Below are 15,084 nucleotides of genomic sequence, written 5' to 3'. Positions count from 1 at the left end.
GGCGTCCGGGCCCCGTCATCAGGCCTGGGGCTCACGCCACATGGGCCACATCGGCGGGCCCTCGGGGAGGTCGACGGTCCGCCCCATGAAGGTGAAGCCGAGGCGCTCGTACAGAACGCGGCTGCGCGGACTGCTCGCCTCCAGATAGGCCGGGGTCCCCTCCCGGTCGCACTGCTCCAGAACCCCTCTCATCAGCGCTTCGCCGATACCCTCCCCCTGGCGCTCCGGAGAGACACCGATCATCAGCAGATAAGCGTGGGCGCGGTCATGAGGATGGACGGCGCCGGTCAGTCTCCCCACCAGCTCGGCCCGTTCGTTGTCCGGGTCCGCGGTCTCCCGCATGAGCGCGGGGGTGTCGTCCTCGCCCTCCGGCGCGCCCGCCGGAACGGACAGCCAGAGGGCCGTCGCCGCGCCGTCCTCCAGCAGGTCGACACGGCCGTTGTCCAGCGCGACGTCGGCGAAGACCCCGAGGAACTTCCCGTGCACCGCGCGCCTGTGGTCCTCGTCGGGAAAGACCCAGCTGCTCACCGGATCGTGGTGGAACGCCTCCTCCAGGATCCGTACGATCCGGTCCCTGTCCCGCTGGTCAGCCTGCCGTACTCGTACGCCCATGACCGGCACCGCCCTCTTCGTCCCGTGGAGTTGGTCCTTGCTCCCAACCGACGTACGGAATCCTAGAGTTGAACCTCGGGGCAGGTCACGGGCGACCCTGATTCAGTGGGTTCTGCGAGTGACGAATTCGGCCAGGGCCAGCAGATCTCCGCCGCCGGCCGACGCGGGTACCGCACGGGACAGATGGTGGACCGCCCTGGCCATCCGGTCCGCGGCTGTGGACTGGGCCCAGTCCCGACCGCCGGCCCGGTCGACCGCGTCGGCGGCGCTTCCGACCTCCCCCGCCGTCTCCATGGCGCCCTGGTAGAGCGCGGCGAGCTCGGCGGCGGCCGGGGTGTCCGAGGTGAGCGCCGCGACCACCGGAAGGGACTTCTTGTGGGCGGTCAGGTCCGCACCCACCGGTTTACCCGTACGGGACGTGTCACCCCAGATGCCGATCAGGTCGTCGATGAGCTGGAAGGCGAGACCCGCCTCCCGGCCGAAGCCGTCCATGGCGCGGACCGCGTGTTCCCCCGCTCCGGCGTAGAGCGCGCCGAGGGCGCAGGCGCAGCCGAGCAGAGCTCCGGTCTTGGCCATGGCCATGGCCAAGCACTCGTCGAGCGTGACGTCGTCGGGACCACGGTCCTCCAGGGCGCAGTCCGCCTGTTGTCCCGCGCAGAGCTCGATGACACAGCTGGAGAGCCGCACCGCGGCCTGTGCAGACGCCGGGTGCGGGTCGTCCGCCAGCAGTCTCACGGCGAGGGAGAGCATGGCGTCACCGGTGATGACGGCGTCGGGCACACCGAACACCGCCCAGGCCGTGGGCCGGTGCCGCCGGGTGGTGTCCCCGTCGATGACGTCGTCGTGGAGCAGGGTGAAGTTGTGCGCGAGTTCGACGGCGACCGCCGCCCGCATCGCCGCCTCCGGGTCCCCGCCCAGCGCACGGGCGGCGGCCAGCACGAGCGCCGGCCTGATGGCCTTGCCGGCCTGCCCGGAGGCGGGAGTGCCGTCGGCTTCCTGCCAGCCGAAGTGGTACAGGGCGACCCGGCGGATCGCCCCGGGCAGGGTCTCGACGGCCGCCCTGAGGTGCGGGTCGACGGCGTTACGCGTGTGCTCCAGGAGCGCGGCGGCCTTGTGCCCCTCCATCGCGGCATCCGTACTGGTCATGGTCACGGTCACTCCTTCCGGGCGCCACGGGGCGCCTTGGTCGCGGCCTCGGCCTGCCGGGTCCGGGCGGCGGGGGCAGGGGCGTGTTTCGCAACGCGCCCCTGCCCCCGCCGTCCGGGCCCCGGGGAGCGCGTCACCGCCAGCGGCTCACCTCCACGTTCTCCAGGACGCCGAGGGCGTCCGGGACCAGAATCGCGGCGGAGTAGTACGCGGTGACGAGGTAGGAGATGATCGCCTGCTCGTCGATGCCCATGAAGCGGACCGAGAGGCTCGGCTCCAGCTCGTCGGGGATGCCGGTCTGCTGGAGCCCGACGACGCCCTGTTCCGCCTCACCGGTCCTCATGCAGATGATCGATGTGGTGCGGGCGTCGGTCACCGGGATCTTGTTCGACGGGAAGATCGGCACCCCCCGCCACGCGGGCACGTGGTGTCCCCCGACCTCCACGCTCTCCGGCACCAGGCCGCGCTTGTTGCACTCGCGGCCGAACGCGGCGATGGCGCGCGGATGGGCGAGGAACAGCTTCGATCCACGCCGCCGCGACAGCAGTTCGTCCATGTCGTCGGGGCCGGGCACTCCGTCGTGGGGCTGGAGCCGCTGCCCGTAGTCGCAGTTGTTGAGGAGGCCGAACTCCCGGTTGTTGATGAGCTCGTGTTCCTGGCGCTCGCGCAGCGCCTCGACGGTGAGCCTCAACTGCTGCTCGGTCTGGTTCATCGGCTGGTTGTAGAGGTCGGCGACCCTGCTGTGGACCTTCAGCACGGTCTGGGCGACGCTCAGTTCGTATTCACGGGGCGCCGACTCGTAGTCGACGTAGGTGTGCGGGACGACGCTCTCCCCCACATGTCCCGCGGACAGGTCGATCTCCGCCTCGCCGTAGTGGTTGGTCCGCTGGTGCGGGATGGCCAGCAGCCCCGCGAGATGGTCGCGGAGCGAGTCCGCGCGGGCCGCGAGATTGAGCACGTCCGACCGGCGCAGGGTCAGGAGCGTGCAGGCGGTCACCGCGCGGGCCGTGTAGTCCCAGGTCGCGTCGGCATCGAGCAGGACCTGGTCGCCGAAGTACGAGCCGTCGGCGAGGACTCCGAGGACCGTCTCGTCGCCGTAGGGGCCGGCTCCGATCTTCTCGATCCTGCCGTGGGCCAGCAGATGGACCCGGTCGGCCGCATCGCCCGACTCGACGAGCACCTCGCCGGCCGCGACATCGCGCTGTTCGCACCTGCGCGCCAGCTCGGACAGGACCTCCTCGTCGCCGAAATCGCGCAGGGCGGGGAGTTCGCCGAGCTCCGCGGGGATGACCGCGACCCGGTCCCCCGTCTGGACGAAGGTCACCCTGCCGTCCCCGACCGAATAGCTCAGCCGCCGGTTCACCCGGTATGTGCCGCCCTGCACCTGCACCCACGGCAGCATGCGCAACAGCCACCGCGAGGTGATCTCCTGCATCTGCGGGGCGGACTTGGTCGTCGTCGCGAGGTTCCGCGCAGCCGCTGTGCCGAGACTCTGCTGCGGCGGCTGCGTGTCGCGAACCTCTTCACCAACGGACATCCGACATCCTCTCGATCATGGGCTGACCTGCGAGAAGAAGACTTCCAGCTGAAGGACACGACGCGCTATTACACAAAAGAGTGTGACTAATCGGGCCCGGGACGGGAACATTGCCCGCGCCCGGGCACAACCACGCCATCGGACCTAGGACTTCAGCCCGCCCGCCGCCTGGGACCTCCGCCCGTTACGGCGCCGCGCACAGCTGCCTAGCGTTCTCGCCATGGATACGACAGGCACCCTCGACGAGGCACTCCAGCGGCTGCACACCTCGGGTCCCGAGCGGCTCGGTCGGCTCACCAACCACGCACCGATGGCCGTCGAGGCCCTCGCCGCCCGCGGTCAGGCGGCGGCCGTGCACCGCTGGCTCGACGTCTACGCGTCCAGGCTCGAGGAGTTCCCGGACGGCGTGGAGCCGGTCACGGACGCCGACTGGCGCGAGGCCCTGGGCGACCCGCGACGCGCGGCCGACTGGATCGGACACTTCGGCCGCGAGCTCGCCGAGCGCCCCTGGCGCGAGGTGCTCGCCTTGTGGTGGCCCCGCCTCCTGCCCGGCATGTACGGCGGATCGACGCACCCGGTGATCCGCGTGGGGCATGCCGTACGCACACTCCTGGCGGGCGATGTCACCGAACCGCGGCTGACCGAACTCGCCCACGGCCTTGGTTACTGGGCGGCCCGCCACCACCCCGTCACGGGACTCGTCCCCGTGCCCGGCGCCGAAAGCGCCGAAGCGGCTCTCGACGCCGTGGAGCCCGTCGCCGAACGGACGGGCGGCTTCCCCGCCCGGCTCGGCGGCGTCAGGAGTCTTCCGGTGTGGGCCACCGGCGTCACGGACCCGGCCGATGCGCGGCACCGGCTCGCCGAACTGGTCCGGGCGGCCACCCACCGGTACGCCACACACGGCCACGGCCAGGAGACGATGCTGGTCCACGCCGCCACCGCCCCCAACGCCGTCCTGCGCACCCTCCCCGCGCTCCCGCGGGCCCTGTGGGTGCCGAGCCTCCGGGCCGCCTGGACGGCCTCCGCCGCGGTGACCGCCATGTACGCGCCGGATGCCCCGGTTGCGTACGTACCACCGGGGCGGGTCACGCCCGAGGAGGTCGTGGAGCGGGCCCTGGCGCACGGGGACGAGCACGTCATCAAGCTGACCGACACGGCCCTGGACATCGGCGACGAGCGGGCGCTCGCCGCGGCTCTGCGCGCCGTCGAGCTCAGCGAACCCCTGCGGTAGGGGCCCGGGCGGTCAGTGCGCGAGCGGCGCTCCCGACACGACGACCTTGCCCGGGTTGAGGATGCCGTGGGGGTCGAGGGCCGCCTTGACCGCACGCTGCATGGCGAGGTTGACGGGGCCCACCTCGCGGTCCATGCCGCCCATCTTCAGCAGGCCGACGCCGTGTTCACCGGTGACCGTGCCGCCGAAGGAGATCGCCGCGTCGAGGATGTCGTCGAAGGCGAGCTGGGCGCGCGCCCTGGCCGCGTCGTCGCCGGGCTCGGTGATGATCAGGGGGTGGAGATTCCCGTCCCCGGCGTGGGCGATGTTGGCGATGAGGACGTCGTGCGCGCCGGCGATCTCCTCGATGCGCGCGAGCATCCGCGGCACCAGGGACCGCGGCACGACCACGTCCTCGGTGAGCACGGGCCCCAGTCGCTCCAGCGCGGGATAGGCGAGCCGGCGGGCCTGGAACAGGGCGTCCGCCTCCGCCTGGTCGGTGGAGACCTCGGCCCAGGCCGCGCCGGCCTCCGCGAAGCAGGCCCGTATCGCCTCGGCCTCGGCGTCGCCCGCCGCTCCCGGGGTGTCCACGCGGCCGAGCAGGATCGCGTCCGCGTCCGACGACAGCCCCATGTTCTTCCACTCGTCGACGGCCTTCAGGCAGTGCCGGTCGAGGAGTTCGAGCGCCGAGGGCACGATGCCCGCGGCGCTCACCCGGCTCACCGCGTCGCCGGCGGTGACGACCGAGTCGAAGAAACCCGCCACCGTGCGCTCGGCGGGCCGCGCGCCGCGCAGCTTCACGGTGATCTCGGTGATCACGCCGAGGGTGCCCTCGGAGCCCACGAACAGACCGCACAGGTCGTAGCCGGCGACACCCTTCGCGGTCTGCCTGCCGACCCGCACGGTTTCACCGAGACCGTTGACCACTTCGAGCCCGAGTACGTAGTCGCGGGTCACGCCGTACTTGACGCAGCACATGCCTCCGGCGTTGGTGGCCGTGTTGCCGCCGATGGTCGACCAGGGCGAGCTCGCGGGGTCCGGCGGGTACCAGAGGCCCTGCTCGGCGCACGCGGCACGCAGATCGTCGTTGACGACGCCCGGCTGGACGACGGCGATGCGCTCCACCGGGTCGATGCGCAGGATCCGGTTCATGTCCTCGAAGGAGAGGACCACCGCGCCGTCCACCGCGTTGGCCCCGCCCGAAAGGCCCGTACCGGCGCCGCGTGGGATCACCGGGATCCGGTGTTCGACGCAGTACGCGACGACGGCCCGCACCTCTTCGGTGTCCTGGGGCCGCACGACGGCCAGGGGCAGCCCCGCCGGGGCCCACTCCGCCTCGTCGTGCGCGTAGCGGCCCAGACTGTCCGGGTCGGTGATGACCTTGTCCGCCGGTATTCCGTCGGCTGCGTTCGGCTTCGGCACGGCCGCTGACCACCTCTCTCGCCCACGCGTACCCCGCATCCGTCGCGAGGCCGCACCCTTCCATGATGACGCGGCCGGTCGCGGACGTAACGGGCGCCCTAAGTTGCATCTCATATGCAACTTAAATAGCCTGCCGTCATGCGGCTGACGAGATTCACCGACGTGGCGCTCCGGGTACTCATGCGCCTGACCGTCACGGAGCAGAACGAGGACCCGCCGACCACCCGCGAGGTGGCGGCCACCATGCAGGTGCCGTACACCCACGCGGCGAAGGTCGTCGCCCGCCTCCAGCACCTCGGTCTGATCGACGCGCGGCGCGGGCGGGGCGGGGGGCTCTCCCTCACCACCGCCGGCCGCTCGGCCTCGATCGGCACCCTGGTGAGGCAGCTGGAAGGGCCGGCCGAGGTGGTCGAATGCGAGGGCAGCACGCCGTGCCCCCTGCGCTCCGCCTGCGTGCTCCGCTCCGCACTGCGCCGGGCCGAAGAGGCGTTCTACGCCTCTCTCGACCCGCTCACGGTCGGCGATCTCGTCTCCTCCCCCACCGGCCCGCTGCTGATCGGCATCAGTCGCGGCCGCCCCGCTCCCGGCTGATCCGCCCGCGCCCGCCCCCACGCACGCCCCGCGCGTGCCGGGCGGTTCACGCCGCTTGAAAATACGCATCCAAGATGCCAATTAACTGGCGACCGCACCGCGGTCCGCCCTCACACCCGAGGAGTCAACCGATGCTCTCCGAGACATCGACCGCCACCGTCCGAGCCACACTCCCCGCCGTGGGGGCGGCCATCGGGGACATCGCCGACCTCTTCTACCGGAAGCTGTTCGACGCCCACCCCGAGCTCCTCCGGGACCTGTTCAACCGGGGCAACCAGGCCTCGGGCACCCAGCGCCGGGCGCTCGCCGGGTCGATCGCCGCCTTCGCCACCCAGCTCGTCGAGCACCCGGACATCCGGCCGGATGTGATGCTGGGCCGCATCGCCAACAAGCACGCCTCCCTGGGCATCACCGCCCCGCAGTACGAGATCGTGCACACCCACCTCTTCGCCGCCATCGCCGAGGTGCTGGGCGACGCCGTCACCCCCGAGGTCGCTGCGGCCTGGGACGAGGTCTACTGGCTGATGGCCAACGCCCTGATCGCGATCGAGGAACGGCTCTACGCACAGCGGGGAGTGACGGCGGGCGACGTCTGGCGCGAGTGGACGGTGGCCTCCCGCACCGAGGACACCGCCGACGTGGCCACCTTCCGGCTCGTCCCGTCCGACGGCGCGCCCGCTCCCGCCTTCCGGCCCGGCCAGTACGTCTCCGTACAGGTGGAACTCCCCGACGGCGCCAGGCAGATACGCCAGTACAGTCTCACCGGAGCGCCCGGAGCGCCCGGAGCGCCCGAAGCGGACCTGCGCTCCTTCTCCGTCAAACGAGTACGCGGCGGGACGGGCCCGGACGGCGAGGTCTCCGCGCACCTGCACGCACGGCTGCGCGCGGGCGACCGGCTGCGCGTCTCGGCGCCGTACGGCGACCTGGTGCTCGACGGTTCCGACGTCCCGCTGCTCCTCGCCTCGGCCGGTATCGGCTGCACCCCCATCCTGTCGATGCTGGATCACCTGGCGCAGGAGGGGCACAGCTCACCCGTCACCGTGGTGCACGGCGACCGGTCGCCCGCCGACCACGCGCTGCGCACGGACCACGCGGCGCTCACCGGAAAGCTCCCGGACGCCTCCGCGCACTTCTGGTACGAGGCCCCGGAGCCCGGACATCCCGCCGACCGCACCGGCACGGTCGACCTGGACACCCTTCCGGTCGCCCCCGGCACCCGCGCCTATCTCTGCGGCCCGCTCCCGTTCATGCGCGCCGTACGCTCGCAGCTGCTGACGAAGGGAGTGGCGTCGGCCGACATCCACTACGAGGTGTTCGGCCCCGACCTGTGGCTGGCCCAGGACTGACTGTCCGGATCAAATCGCACACGACGCGAACAGGGTCCGTACAGGTTTACCGGAGCCTCATGTTCCGGTACAAGCGCTGTACGGACACGCTCCCCTGCCAGCGAAGGAGTCGGCCATGTCCTCACCCATGTCCGCCAGCAATTTCGTCAAGGCCCTCAAGAACGAGGGGCTCACAGTCGTCCAGGTCGGCGACTGGAGCACCCACACCCGCAGCCACAAGGGCCCCTGGGGGCCGGTGCACGGTGTGATGCTGCACCACACCGCCACGAAGGGCACCGACCGCACCGTCGAGATCTGCCGTGACGGCCGCACGGACCTGCCCGGCCCGCTCTGCCACGGTGTCATCGCCAAGGACGGCCGGGTCCATCTGGTCGGCTACGGCCGCACCAACCACGCCGGCCTCGGCGACGACGACGTCCTGCGCTCCGTCATCGCCGAGAAGCGGCTCCCGGCGGTCAACGAGGCCGTCACCGACGGGAACCGGCACTTCTACGGCTTCGAGTGCGAGAACCTCGGCGACGGGGAGGACCCGTGGCCCGCCGTCCAGCGCGAAGCCATCGAGGCGGCGGCAGCCGCGGTCTGCCGTTTCCACGAGTGGGAGGCGCCCTCGGTGATCGGGCATCTGGAGTGGCAGCCCGGCAAGATCGATCCACACGGCTTCTCGATGCCCGGTATGCGGGGCCGCGTCCATGACCGGCTGAAGTAGACGTCACCCGACGGCAGCCGATCCGGACAGCACACGGGCAGCACACCGTCCGGGCAGCACGCGACCCGGACAGCACACAATGAGGGCATGACCGGCGAAGCGCTCGACCTCTCCCGGCTGCAGCCGGTGCTCCCTTCACCCCTGCAGCCGGCCGAGGACGAGCGCTTCTCACAGCACGGCGTGGCGCTGCTGCTCAAGCGCGACGACCTGATCCACCCGGACCTGCCGGGCAACAAATGGCGCAAACTCGCTCCCAACCTCCGGGCCGCCGCCGGGCGTACGGTGCTGACCTTCGGCGGGGCGTACTCGAACCACCTCCGGGCGACGGCCGCCGCCGGGCGTCTGCTGGGCTTCCCCACCGTCGGTGTCGTACGCGGCGACGAGCTGGCAGGGCGCCCGCTGAACCCGTCACTCGCACAGTGCGCGGCCGACGGCATGCGTCTGCACTTCGTGGACCGGGCGACCTACCGCGCGAAGGCCTCCCCCGACACCCTGGACGGCCTGCTGAGCCTCTTCGGGGAGTGCCTGGTCGTCCCGGAGGGCGGCAGCAACGCAATCGCCGCACAGGGCTGCACAGCGCTCGGCCGCGAACTGCGCGGCCGGACCGGCACGGTGGCGGTCGCCTGCGGCACGGGCGGCACCCTCGCGGGACTGGCCGCGGGGCTCGGCGACGGGCAGCGCGCCCTGGGCGTCCCCGTCCTGCGCGGCGGGTTCCTGGCAGCGGCGGTACGCGACCTCCAGCGGGAGGCATTCGGCGCCCCGGCCGGGCGGTGGTCGCTTGACGAGCGCTTCCACTTCGGCGGGTACGCCCGCACCACACCGGAGCTGCACGCCTTCGCCGACGACTTCGAGGACCGGCACGGGCTGCCCGTCGAGCGGCTCTACGTGGCCAAGCTCCTGTACGGGCTGACCGTGCTGGCCGGGGAGGGCGCCTTCGCACCGGGGTCCACGGTCACCGCGGTGATCACCGGCCGTCCCGAGCCGTCGTGAGCCGCCCGCGGCACGGTCACGCGCCGTCCGACTCCCGGTAGGCGGCGGCCTCCTCCAGATCGAGACGCCGCAGCAGGGCCCGCAGCATCTCGTCGTCGATCCGCCGCTCGTCCCTGAGACGTACGAAGACCTCCCGCTCGGCCGCGATCATGTCGCGCGCCAGGCGCCGGTAGGTCTCGTCCGCCGACTCCCCGGTGACCGGGTTGGCCGCGCCGAGCCTCTCCCACACGGCGTTGCGGCGCCGCTCCATGACGGCGCGCAGCCGTTGCAGGAGCGGGTCGGGCAACGCGTTGCGCGGGTCGGCGAGCAACGCGTCGAGGGCGGCGTCCGCGGCCGTGGACGCCGCGTTCTGCGCCTGCGCCTCGGCCAGCGTCCCGTCGCGCGCGCTGCGCCCGGGCAGCTTCAGCACGCGCACCAGGAGGGGCAGGCTCAGCCCCTGCACGACCAGCGTCCCGATGACGGTGGTGAAGGTCAGGAACAGCACCAGATTGCGCGCGGGGAAGGCCTCCCCGTCGTGCGCGACCATCGGGATGGAGAAGGCGATGGCCAGCGAGACGACGCCCCTCATCCCGGCCCAGCCGACGATCAGGGGCGAGCTCCAGGGCGTCGGCCCCTCGCGCTTCCTGATGCGCTTGGAGAGCAACGGTGGCAGGTAGCTCGCCGGGTACACCCAGACGAAGCGCACCACGACCACCGCCACGAACACGAGGACCGCGTAGCCGAACGCCTCGGCGACGCCGTACGAGCCCAGCCCTCTGAGCACGAAGGGCAGCTGCAGCCCGATGAGCGCGAAGACGGCGGACTCCAGGACGAACGCGATCATCTTCCAGACGGCCGCCTCCTGGAGCCGTGTGGCGAAGTCGACCTGCCAGGAACGGTGCCCCAGATAGAGCGCGACGACGACCACGGCGAGCACCCCGGACGCGTGCACCCGCTCCGCCGCCGCATAGGCGGCGAAGGGGATCAGCAGCGACAGGGTGTTCTGGAGCAACGCCTCCCCGAGGTGCGTACGCAGCCAGTGCAGCGGCACCATCAGCACCAGACCGATGCCGATGCCCCCGACGGACGCCAGCAGGAATTCGCCGACCCCCGCGCCCCAGCTCATGCCCTCGCCGACCGCGGCGGCCAGGGCCACCTTGAAGGCGGTGATCGCGGTGGCGTCGTTCACCAGGGACTCGCCCTGGAGGATCGTGGTGACCCGGGCGGGCAGCCCGACCCTGCGGGCGATCGCGGCGGCCGTGACGGCGTCCGGCGGGGCGACCACCGCGCCGAGCACCAGTGCGGCGGTGAGCGGCAGGTCCGGCACGAGGAAATGGGCCAGCCACCCCACGGCGACCGTCGCGAAGAGGACGTACCCGACGGAGAGCAGCGCGACCGGCCGCAGATTGGCCCGCAGGTCGAGGTACGAGCTGTCGACCGCGGCCGTGTACAGCAGCGGCGGCAGGAGCAGCGGCAGCACGATGTGCGCGTCCAGCGTGTAGCTCGGCACTCCCGGCAGATAGGAGGCCAGCAGGCCGGTGGCGACCAGCAGCAGCGGCGGGGGCACCGGTGTACGGCGGGCGGCACCGGCGACCGCCGCACTTGCCGCCACGAGTGCCACCAGCGGCAATGCGTCCATCTCGCGTCCTCACATCCGGCGTCCCCACATCCGACGTAACGACCTCGCCCGGTCGTAACGTGGCCATCATGAGTGAGTGCCTTCACGTATCCGGACTGCCGCGCCCCGAACCCGCCCCGCTCAGCGACACCTGCGAGGAGTGTCTCAAGGCCGGCACGCACTTCGTGCAGCTGCGGCTCTGCCTCGCCTGCGGGCATGTGGGGTGCTGCGACTCCTCGCTGCTGAAGCACGCCACAGCGCACTTCGAGGCGACCGGCCATCCGGTGATGCGCAGCTTCGATTGCGCCGAGAGCTGGCGCTGGTGCTTCGTGGACGGTTCGATCGTCTGACGCCTGGGTACGTCAAACCGGCGCCGGTTCTTCGCAATTGACCGCCGCAGACCACTAGCCACTGTGTGTACTCATATGCTTACCATGAGTAATCATAGGGTCGCGGTCTCGGCGACACGGCATCATGGGTCGCGACAACGTCGCCGAACCAGAGAACCGACGACGGACCGTATGGCCCCGGGCACGCGTCCCGGAGCCCTCGAACGAGTTTGTGCCACCTTGGAGGTGAGGGTGTCCCAGATCGCAGGCGAGCCCGGGAACCAGGACTTCGTAGAGGTCCGGCTGCCCGCTGCGGGTGCCTACCTGTCGGTGCTGCGTACGGCCACGGCCGGTCTCGCAGCGCGCTTGGACTTCACTCTCGACGAGATCGAGGATCTTCGCATCGCGGTCGACGAGGCCTGCGCGATCCTGCTCCAGCAGGCCGTGCCGGGCTCCGTCCTCAGCTGCGTCTTCCGACTCGTCGGCGATTCCCTCGAGGTGACCGTCTCGGCCCCCACGACGGACGGCCGCGCCCCCGAGCGCGACACCTTCGCCTGGACGGTGCTCTCCGCGCTGGCCGGCAAGGTCGACTCCACGGTCGCCGACGACCGTACGGTCAGCATCAGCCTCTACAAACAGCGCGGCGCGGGACCCGGGTCGGCGTGAGCGACGGGAACGGGGACGGTCCTGTGCGGGACGAGACGATCCGGTCGGGGCCGGTGCGCCCGGCAGCCCTCCCGGAGCAGCAGGCCCGGCCGCACCCGGAAGGCGGGGCGGACGGCGACGGTGCCCAGGAGCGCCCGGCCGCGGCGGAGCAGTCACAGGCGGAGCGGGGCGGCCGGATGAGCGAGCACGGACACCACGATCCACACGACCGCAGCGGCGCACGGGCACTCTTCATCGAGCTCCGGGAGCTTCCCGACGGCTCGGTGGAGAAGGCCGAACTGCGCAACCGGCTGGTCCGGATGCATCTGCCGCTCGTGGAGCACCTGGCCCGCAGATTCCGCAACCGCGGCGAGCCGCTGGACGACCTGACACAGGTCGCCACGATCGGCCTGATCAAGTCGGTCGACCGGTTCGACCCGGACCGCGGCGTCGAGTTCTCGACGTACGCGACCCCCACGGTCGTCGGCGAGATCAAGCGGCACTTCCGGGACAAGGGCTGGGCGGTGCGGGTCCCGCGGCGCCTCCAGGAGCTGCGGCTCTCGCTGACCACGGCCACCGCCGAGCTCTCCCAGCAGCACGGCCGCTCCCCCACCGTGCACGAGCTGGCGGAGCGCCTGGGCATCTCGGAGGAGGAGGTCCTGGAGGGGCTGGAATCGGCCAACGCCTACAGCACCCTCTCGCTCGATGTCCCGGACACGGACGACGAGTCACCCGCGGTCGCGGACACCCTGGGCTCGGAGGACGAGGCGCTGGAGGGCGTCGAGTACCGCGAGTCGCTCAAGCCGCTGCTGGAGGACCTGCCGCCCCGCGAGAAGCGGATCCTGCTGCTGCGCTTCTTCGGCAACATGACCCAGTCGCAGATCGCACAGGAGGTCGGCATCTCCCAGATGCACGTCTCCCGCCTCCTGGCCCGCACGCTCGCTCAGCTGCGCGAGCGGCTGCTCGTCGAGGAGTAGCAGGGCCGGCCCGTCCGCCACGAGCAGGGCTCGGCAAGCCACGAGCAGGGCTCGGCGAGCCATGAGCAGGGCCGGCCATGAGCGGGCCCTGCGGGTCCGCCCAGGCCGGGTCAGGCGTCGGGGGTCGTGCGCGGCCCCCGACGGATACCCAGCGCCGCCAGCGTCGTGGGGTCGAACAGCAGCACGAGTGACGTCACGGCGACCGCCGCCAGGACGATGCCCGCCGGGATCAGGGCGCCCTGGGACCGCAGCAGCGTCCAGGCCACCGGCAGCGCCATGAGCTGGGTGATGAGCGCGGGGCCACGGCTCCAGCTGCGCCGCCGCAGCAGCCCGCGGGCGGCGAACAGCGGGATCAGACCGAGCGCGACCAGCGTGAGTCCACCCATCTCGGCCTGCTGCATGCTGTCGGGCCTGCCGAACAGTCCGACGGCCAGCATGTAGATCCCGCCGACGACGAGAGCCGCGCCTTCGAGCGCGTTGAGTGCGGCCAGTGCGGCGATCCGGCCCGGCTTCTCCTGGCCGGCCGACGGCGACGGAGAGGGCGCGTTCTGCTGAGTGCTCACGCCTTTCAGATTCGCATCCCGGGCGCCCGGATGCGAAGCCGGGTCCGGAGCGGGCACCCCGGGGGCGGCCCGTCACTCCGCGTGAGCAGTCATGGACCCGGTGGATCGGGACTTCAGGGCGGTACCGCGCGGTAGGTACCCTGGCGGGCATGCGCGCACTTCTCGTGGTCAACCCAGCTGCCACCACTACCAGCGCGCGGACCCGTGACGTGCTGATTCACGCCCTGGCGAGCGAGATGAAGCTGGACGCCGTGACCACCGAATACCGCGGGCACGCCCGCGACCTGGGGCGGCGTGCCGCCGACTCCGACGACATCGACCTGGTGGTCGCACTCGGCGGCGACGGCACGGTCAACGAGGTGGTCAACGGACTCCTGCACAACGGCCCCGACCCCGAGGGGCTGCCGAGCCTCGCCGTGGTCCCCGGCGGTTCGACCAATGTGTTCGCCCGCGCCCTGGGCGTCCCCAACGACGCCGTGGAGGCGACGGGCGCCATCCTCGACGCACTCGCGGCCCGCAGTGAGCGCACGGTGGGCCTCGGCCTGGCGGCCGGCACCCCGGGCACGGCGGACGAAGCCGTCCCCGGCCGGTGGTTCACCTTCTGCGCGGGACTCGGTTTCGACGCGGGCGTCATCGGCCGGGTCGAACAGCAGCGAGAGCGCGGCAAGCGGTCGACCCACGCGCTGTACGTGCGCCAGGTACTCAGGCAGTTCATGGACGACCCGCACCGGCGCAACGGCCGGATCACCCTGGAGGTCCCCGGCCAGGACCCGGTCACCGACCTCGCGCTGTCGATAATCTGCAACACCGCACCCTGGACCTACCTGGGGAACCGTCCGATATACGCCTCTCCGAAGGCGTCCTTCGACAGCGCCCTGGACATCCTCGGCCTCAAGCGCCTCTCCACTCCCGCCGTGACCCGGTACGCCACCCAGCTGCTCACTTCGAGCCCGGAGAAGGGCCCGCACGGCAAGCACGCCGTGTCCCTGCACGACCTCACAGACTTCACCTTGCATTCAAAGGCCCCACTACCCTTCCAGATGGACGGTGACCACCTGGGGCTGCGCACGAGCGTGACGTTCACAGGCGTACGCCGTGCACTGCGTGTGATTGTGTGAGTGGAAGCGCCGAAAGTCCTTTAACTCGAACGTTTGGGCTGGCCCCCACCCCTTAGAAGTACGGCTGTGACCTAGTCGACACCGAGGAATCAAAAAAAACTTTCCAGAAGGGGTTGTATCCGTCGTCGAGGTTTGGGAATCTCTATATGGCGATCGGGACGGCCCGGAACACCGGCCTCCACTGAGAGCCAGAACCCCTCCTCACCACAAAAGGACCACATCCAGTTCATCTGGACGTCGGACCTTCGTCTGCGGGGGGATTCGTGAAAGCGTTCACATTCACAAGCACCAGCAT

General features: G+C 71.2%; 15 protein-coding genes. 9 read left to right on the top strand and 6 right to left on the bottom strand.

What is annotated here, in order from left to right; genetic code table 11:
• Positions 1-18 precede the first annotated feature (18 nt).
• The 3 genes from AB0C75_RS18845 to AB0C75_RS18835 form a co-directional block, all read right to left on the bottom strand.
• Positions 19-612 carry a GNAT family N-acetyltransferase gene (locus AB0C75_RS18845; RefSeq protein ID WP_362892124.1) on the bottom strand — a complete coding sequence of 198 codons (594 nt, stop codon included), beginning with the start codon at positions 610-612 and terminating at the stop codon, positions 19-21.
• 102 nt (positions 613-714) lie between these two features.
• On the bottom strand, positions 715-1,758 hold the full coding sequence (locus tag AB0C75_RS18840) for a family 2 encapsulin nanocompartment cargo protein polyprenyl transferase (RefSeq protein WP_362892122.1): 1,044 nt from the start codon (positions 1,756-1,758) through the stop codon (positions 715-717).
• Between the two features lie 133 nt (positions 1,759-1,891).
• Positions 1,892-3,295 (bottom strand): family 2B encapsulin nanocompartment shell protein, encoded by a 1,404-nt coding sequence (locus AB0C75_RS18835; protein ID WP_362892120.1) that lies wholly within the window; start codon positions 3,293-3,295, stop codon positions 1,892-1,894.
• A gap of 220 nt (positions 3,296-3,515) precedes the next feature.
• Between AB0C75_RS18835 and AB0C75_RS18830 the strand changes: the two genes are divergently transcribed.
• A complete protein-coding gene (locus tag AB0C75_RS18830) occupies positions 3,516-4,526 on the top strand; it encodes a questin oxidase family protein (protein WP_362892118.1) in 1,011 nt (336 codons plus the stop codon).
• Positions 4,527-4,538: 12 nt separating this feature from the next.
• Here the strand turns inward: AB0C75_RS18830 and AB0C75_RS18825 are convergent, their stop codons facing one another.
• A complete protein-coding gene (locus AB0C75_RS18825; RefSeq protein ID WP_362892116.1) occupies positions 4,539-5,966 on the bottom strand; it encodes an FAD-linked oxidase C-terminal domain-containing protein in 1,428 nt (475 codons plus the stop codon).
• A gap of 99 nt (positions 5,967-6,065) precedes the next feature.
• On the opposite strand from AB0C75_RS18825, the gene AB0C75_RS18820 reads away from it, so the two are divergent.
• The 4 genes from AB0C75_RS18820 to AB0C75_RS18805 all read left to right on the top strand — a co-directional run bounded on the left by AB0C75_RS18820 (position 6,066) and on the right by AB0C75_RS18805 (position 9,560).
• On the top strand, positions 6,066-6,518 hold the full coding sequence (locus AB0C75_RS18820; RefSeq protein ID WP_362892114.1) for an Rrf2 family transcriptional regulator: 453 nt from the start codon (positions 6,066-6,068) through the stop codon (positions 6,516-6,518).
• A 131-nt stretch (positions 6,519-6,649) separates the two neighbouring features.
• Positions 6,650-7,864, top strand: a complete 1,215-nt coding sequence (locus AB0C75_RS18815) for a globin domain-containing protein (protein WP_362892113.1) — start codon at positions 6,650-6,652, stop codon at positions 7,862-7,864.
• Between the two features lie 115 nt (positions 7,865-7,979).
• A complete protein-coding gene (locus AB0C75_RS18810) occupies positions 7,980-8,570 on the top strand; it encodes an N-acetylmuramoyl-L-alanine amidase (RefSeq protein ID WP_362892111.1) in 591 nt (196 codons plus the stop codon).
• 87 nt (positions 8,571-8,657) lie between these two features.
• Positions 8,658-9,560, top strand: a complete 903-nt coding sequence (locus AB0C75_RS18805) for a pyridoxal-phosphate dependent enzyme (RefSeq protein WP_362892109.1) — start codon at positions 8,658-8,660, stop codon at positions 9,558-9,560.
• A 16-nt stretch (positions 9,561-9,576) separates the two neighbouring features.
• Here AB0C75_RS18805 and AB0C75_RS18800 read toward each other — a convergent pair whose 3' ends face one another.
• The gene (locus AB0C75_RS18800; RefSeq protein ID WP_362892107.1) at positions 9,577-11,178 is read right to left on the bottom strand and encodes a Na+/H+ antiporter; all 1,602 of its coding nucleotides are present in this window, start codon (positions 11,176-11,178) and stop codon (positions 9,577-9,579) included.
• Positions 11,179-11,246: 68 nt separating this feature from the next.
• Here AB0C75_RS18800 and AB0C75_RS18795 point away from each other — a divergent pair, with 68 nt between their 5' ends.
• From AB0C75_RS18795 to AB0C75_RS18785, 3 genes are all read left to right on the top strand, one after another.
• On the top strand, positions 11,247-11,507 hold the full coding sequence (locus AB0C75_RS18795; RefSeq protein ID WP_362892105.1) for a UBP-type zinc finger domain-containing protein: 261 nt from the start codon (positions 11,247-11,249) through the stop codon (positions 11,505-11,507).
• Positions 11,508-11,738: 231 nt separating this feature from the next.
• Positions 11,739-12,152: an anti-sigma regulatory factor gene (locus AB0C75_RS18790; RefSeq protein ID WP_362892103.1), complete on the top strand. Its 414-nt coding sequence runs from the start codon at positions 11,739-11,741 to the stop codon at positions 12,150-12,152.
• Complete coding sequence (locus tag AB0C75_RS18785) at positions 12,149-13,108, top strand: RNA polymerase sigma factor SigF (protein ID WP_362892101.1); 960 nt, start codon at positions 12,149-12,151, stop codon at positions 13,106-13,108. The genes AB0C75_RS18790 and AB0C75_RS18785 overlap by 4 nt, the downstream gene beginning before the upstream one ends.
• A 110-nt stretch (positions 13,109-13,218) precedes the next feature.
• Here the strand turns inward: AB0C75_RS18785 and AB0C75_RS18780 are convergent, their stop codons facing one another.
• On the bottom strand, positions 13,219-13,671 hold the full coding sequence (locus AB0C75_RS18780) for a hypothetical protein (protein ID WP_362892099.1): 453 nt from the start codon (positions 13,669-13,671) through the stop codon (positions 13,219-13,221).
• 149 nt (positions 13,672-13,820) lie between these two features.
• Here AB0C75_RS18780 and AB0C75_RS18775 point away from each other — a divergent pair, with 149 nt between their 5' ends.
• On the top strand, positions 13,821-14,789 hold the full coding sequence (locus AB0C75_RS18775; RefSeq protein WP_362892097.1) for a diacylglycerol kinase family protein: 969 nt from the start codon (positions 13,821-13,823) through the stop codon (positions 14,787-14,789).
• Positions 14,790-15,084: the final 295 nt, after the last annotated feature.

The sequence above is a fragment of the Streptomyces sp. NPDC048565 genome (assembly GCF_040650935.1).
Lineage (GTDB): Bacteria > Actinomycetota > Actinomycetes > Streptomycetales > Streptomycetaceae > Streptomyces.
The sequence above is the reverse complement of the archived record's forward strand: the minus strand, read 5'-3'. Positions and strand labels throughout refer to the sequence as shown.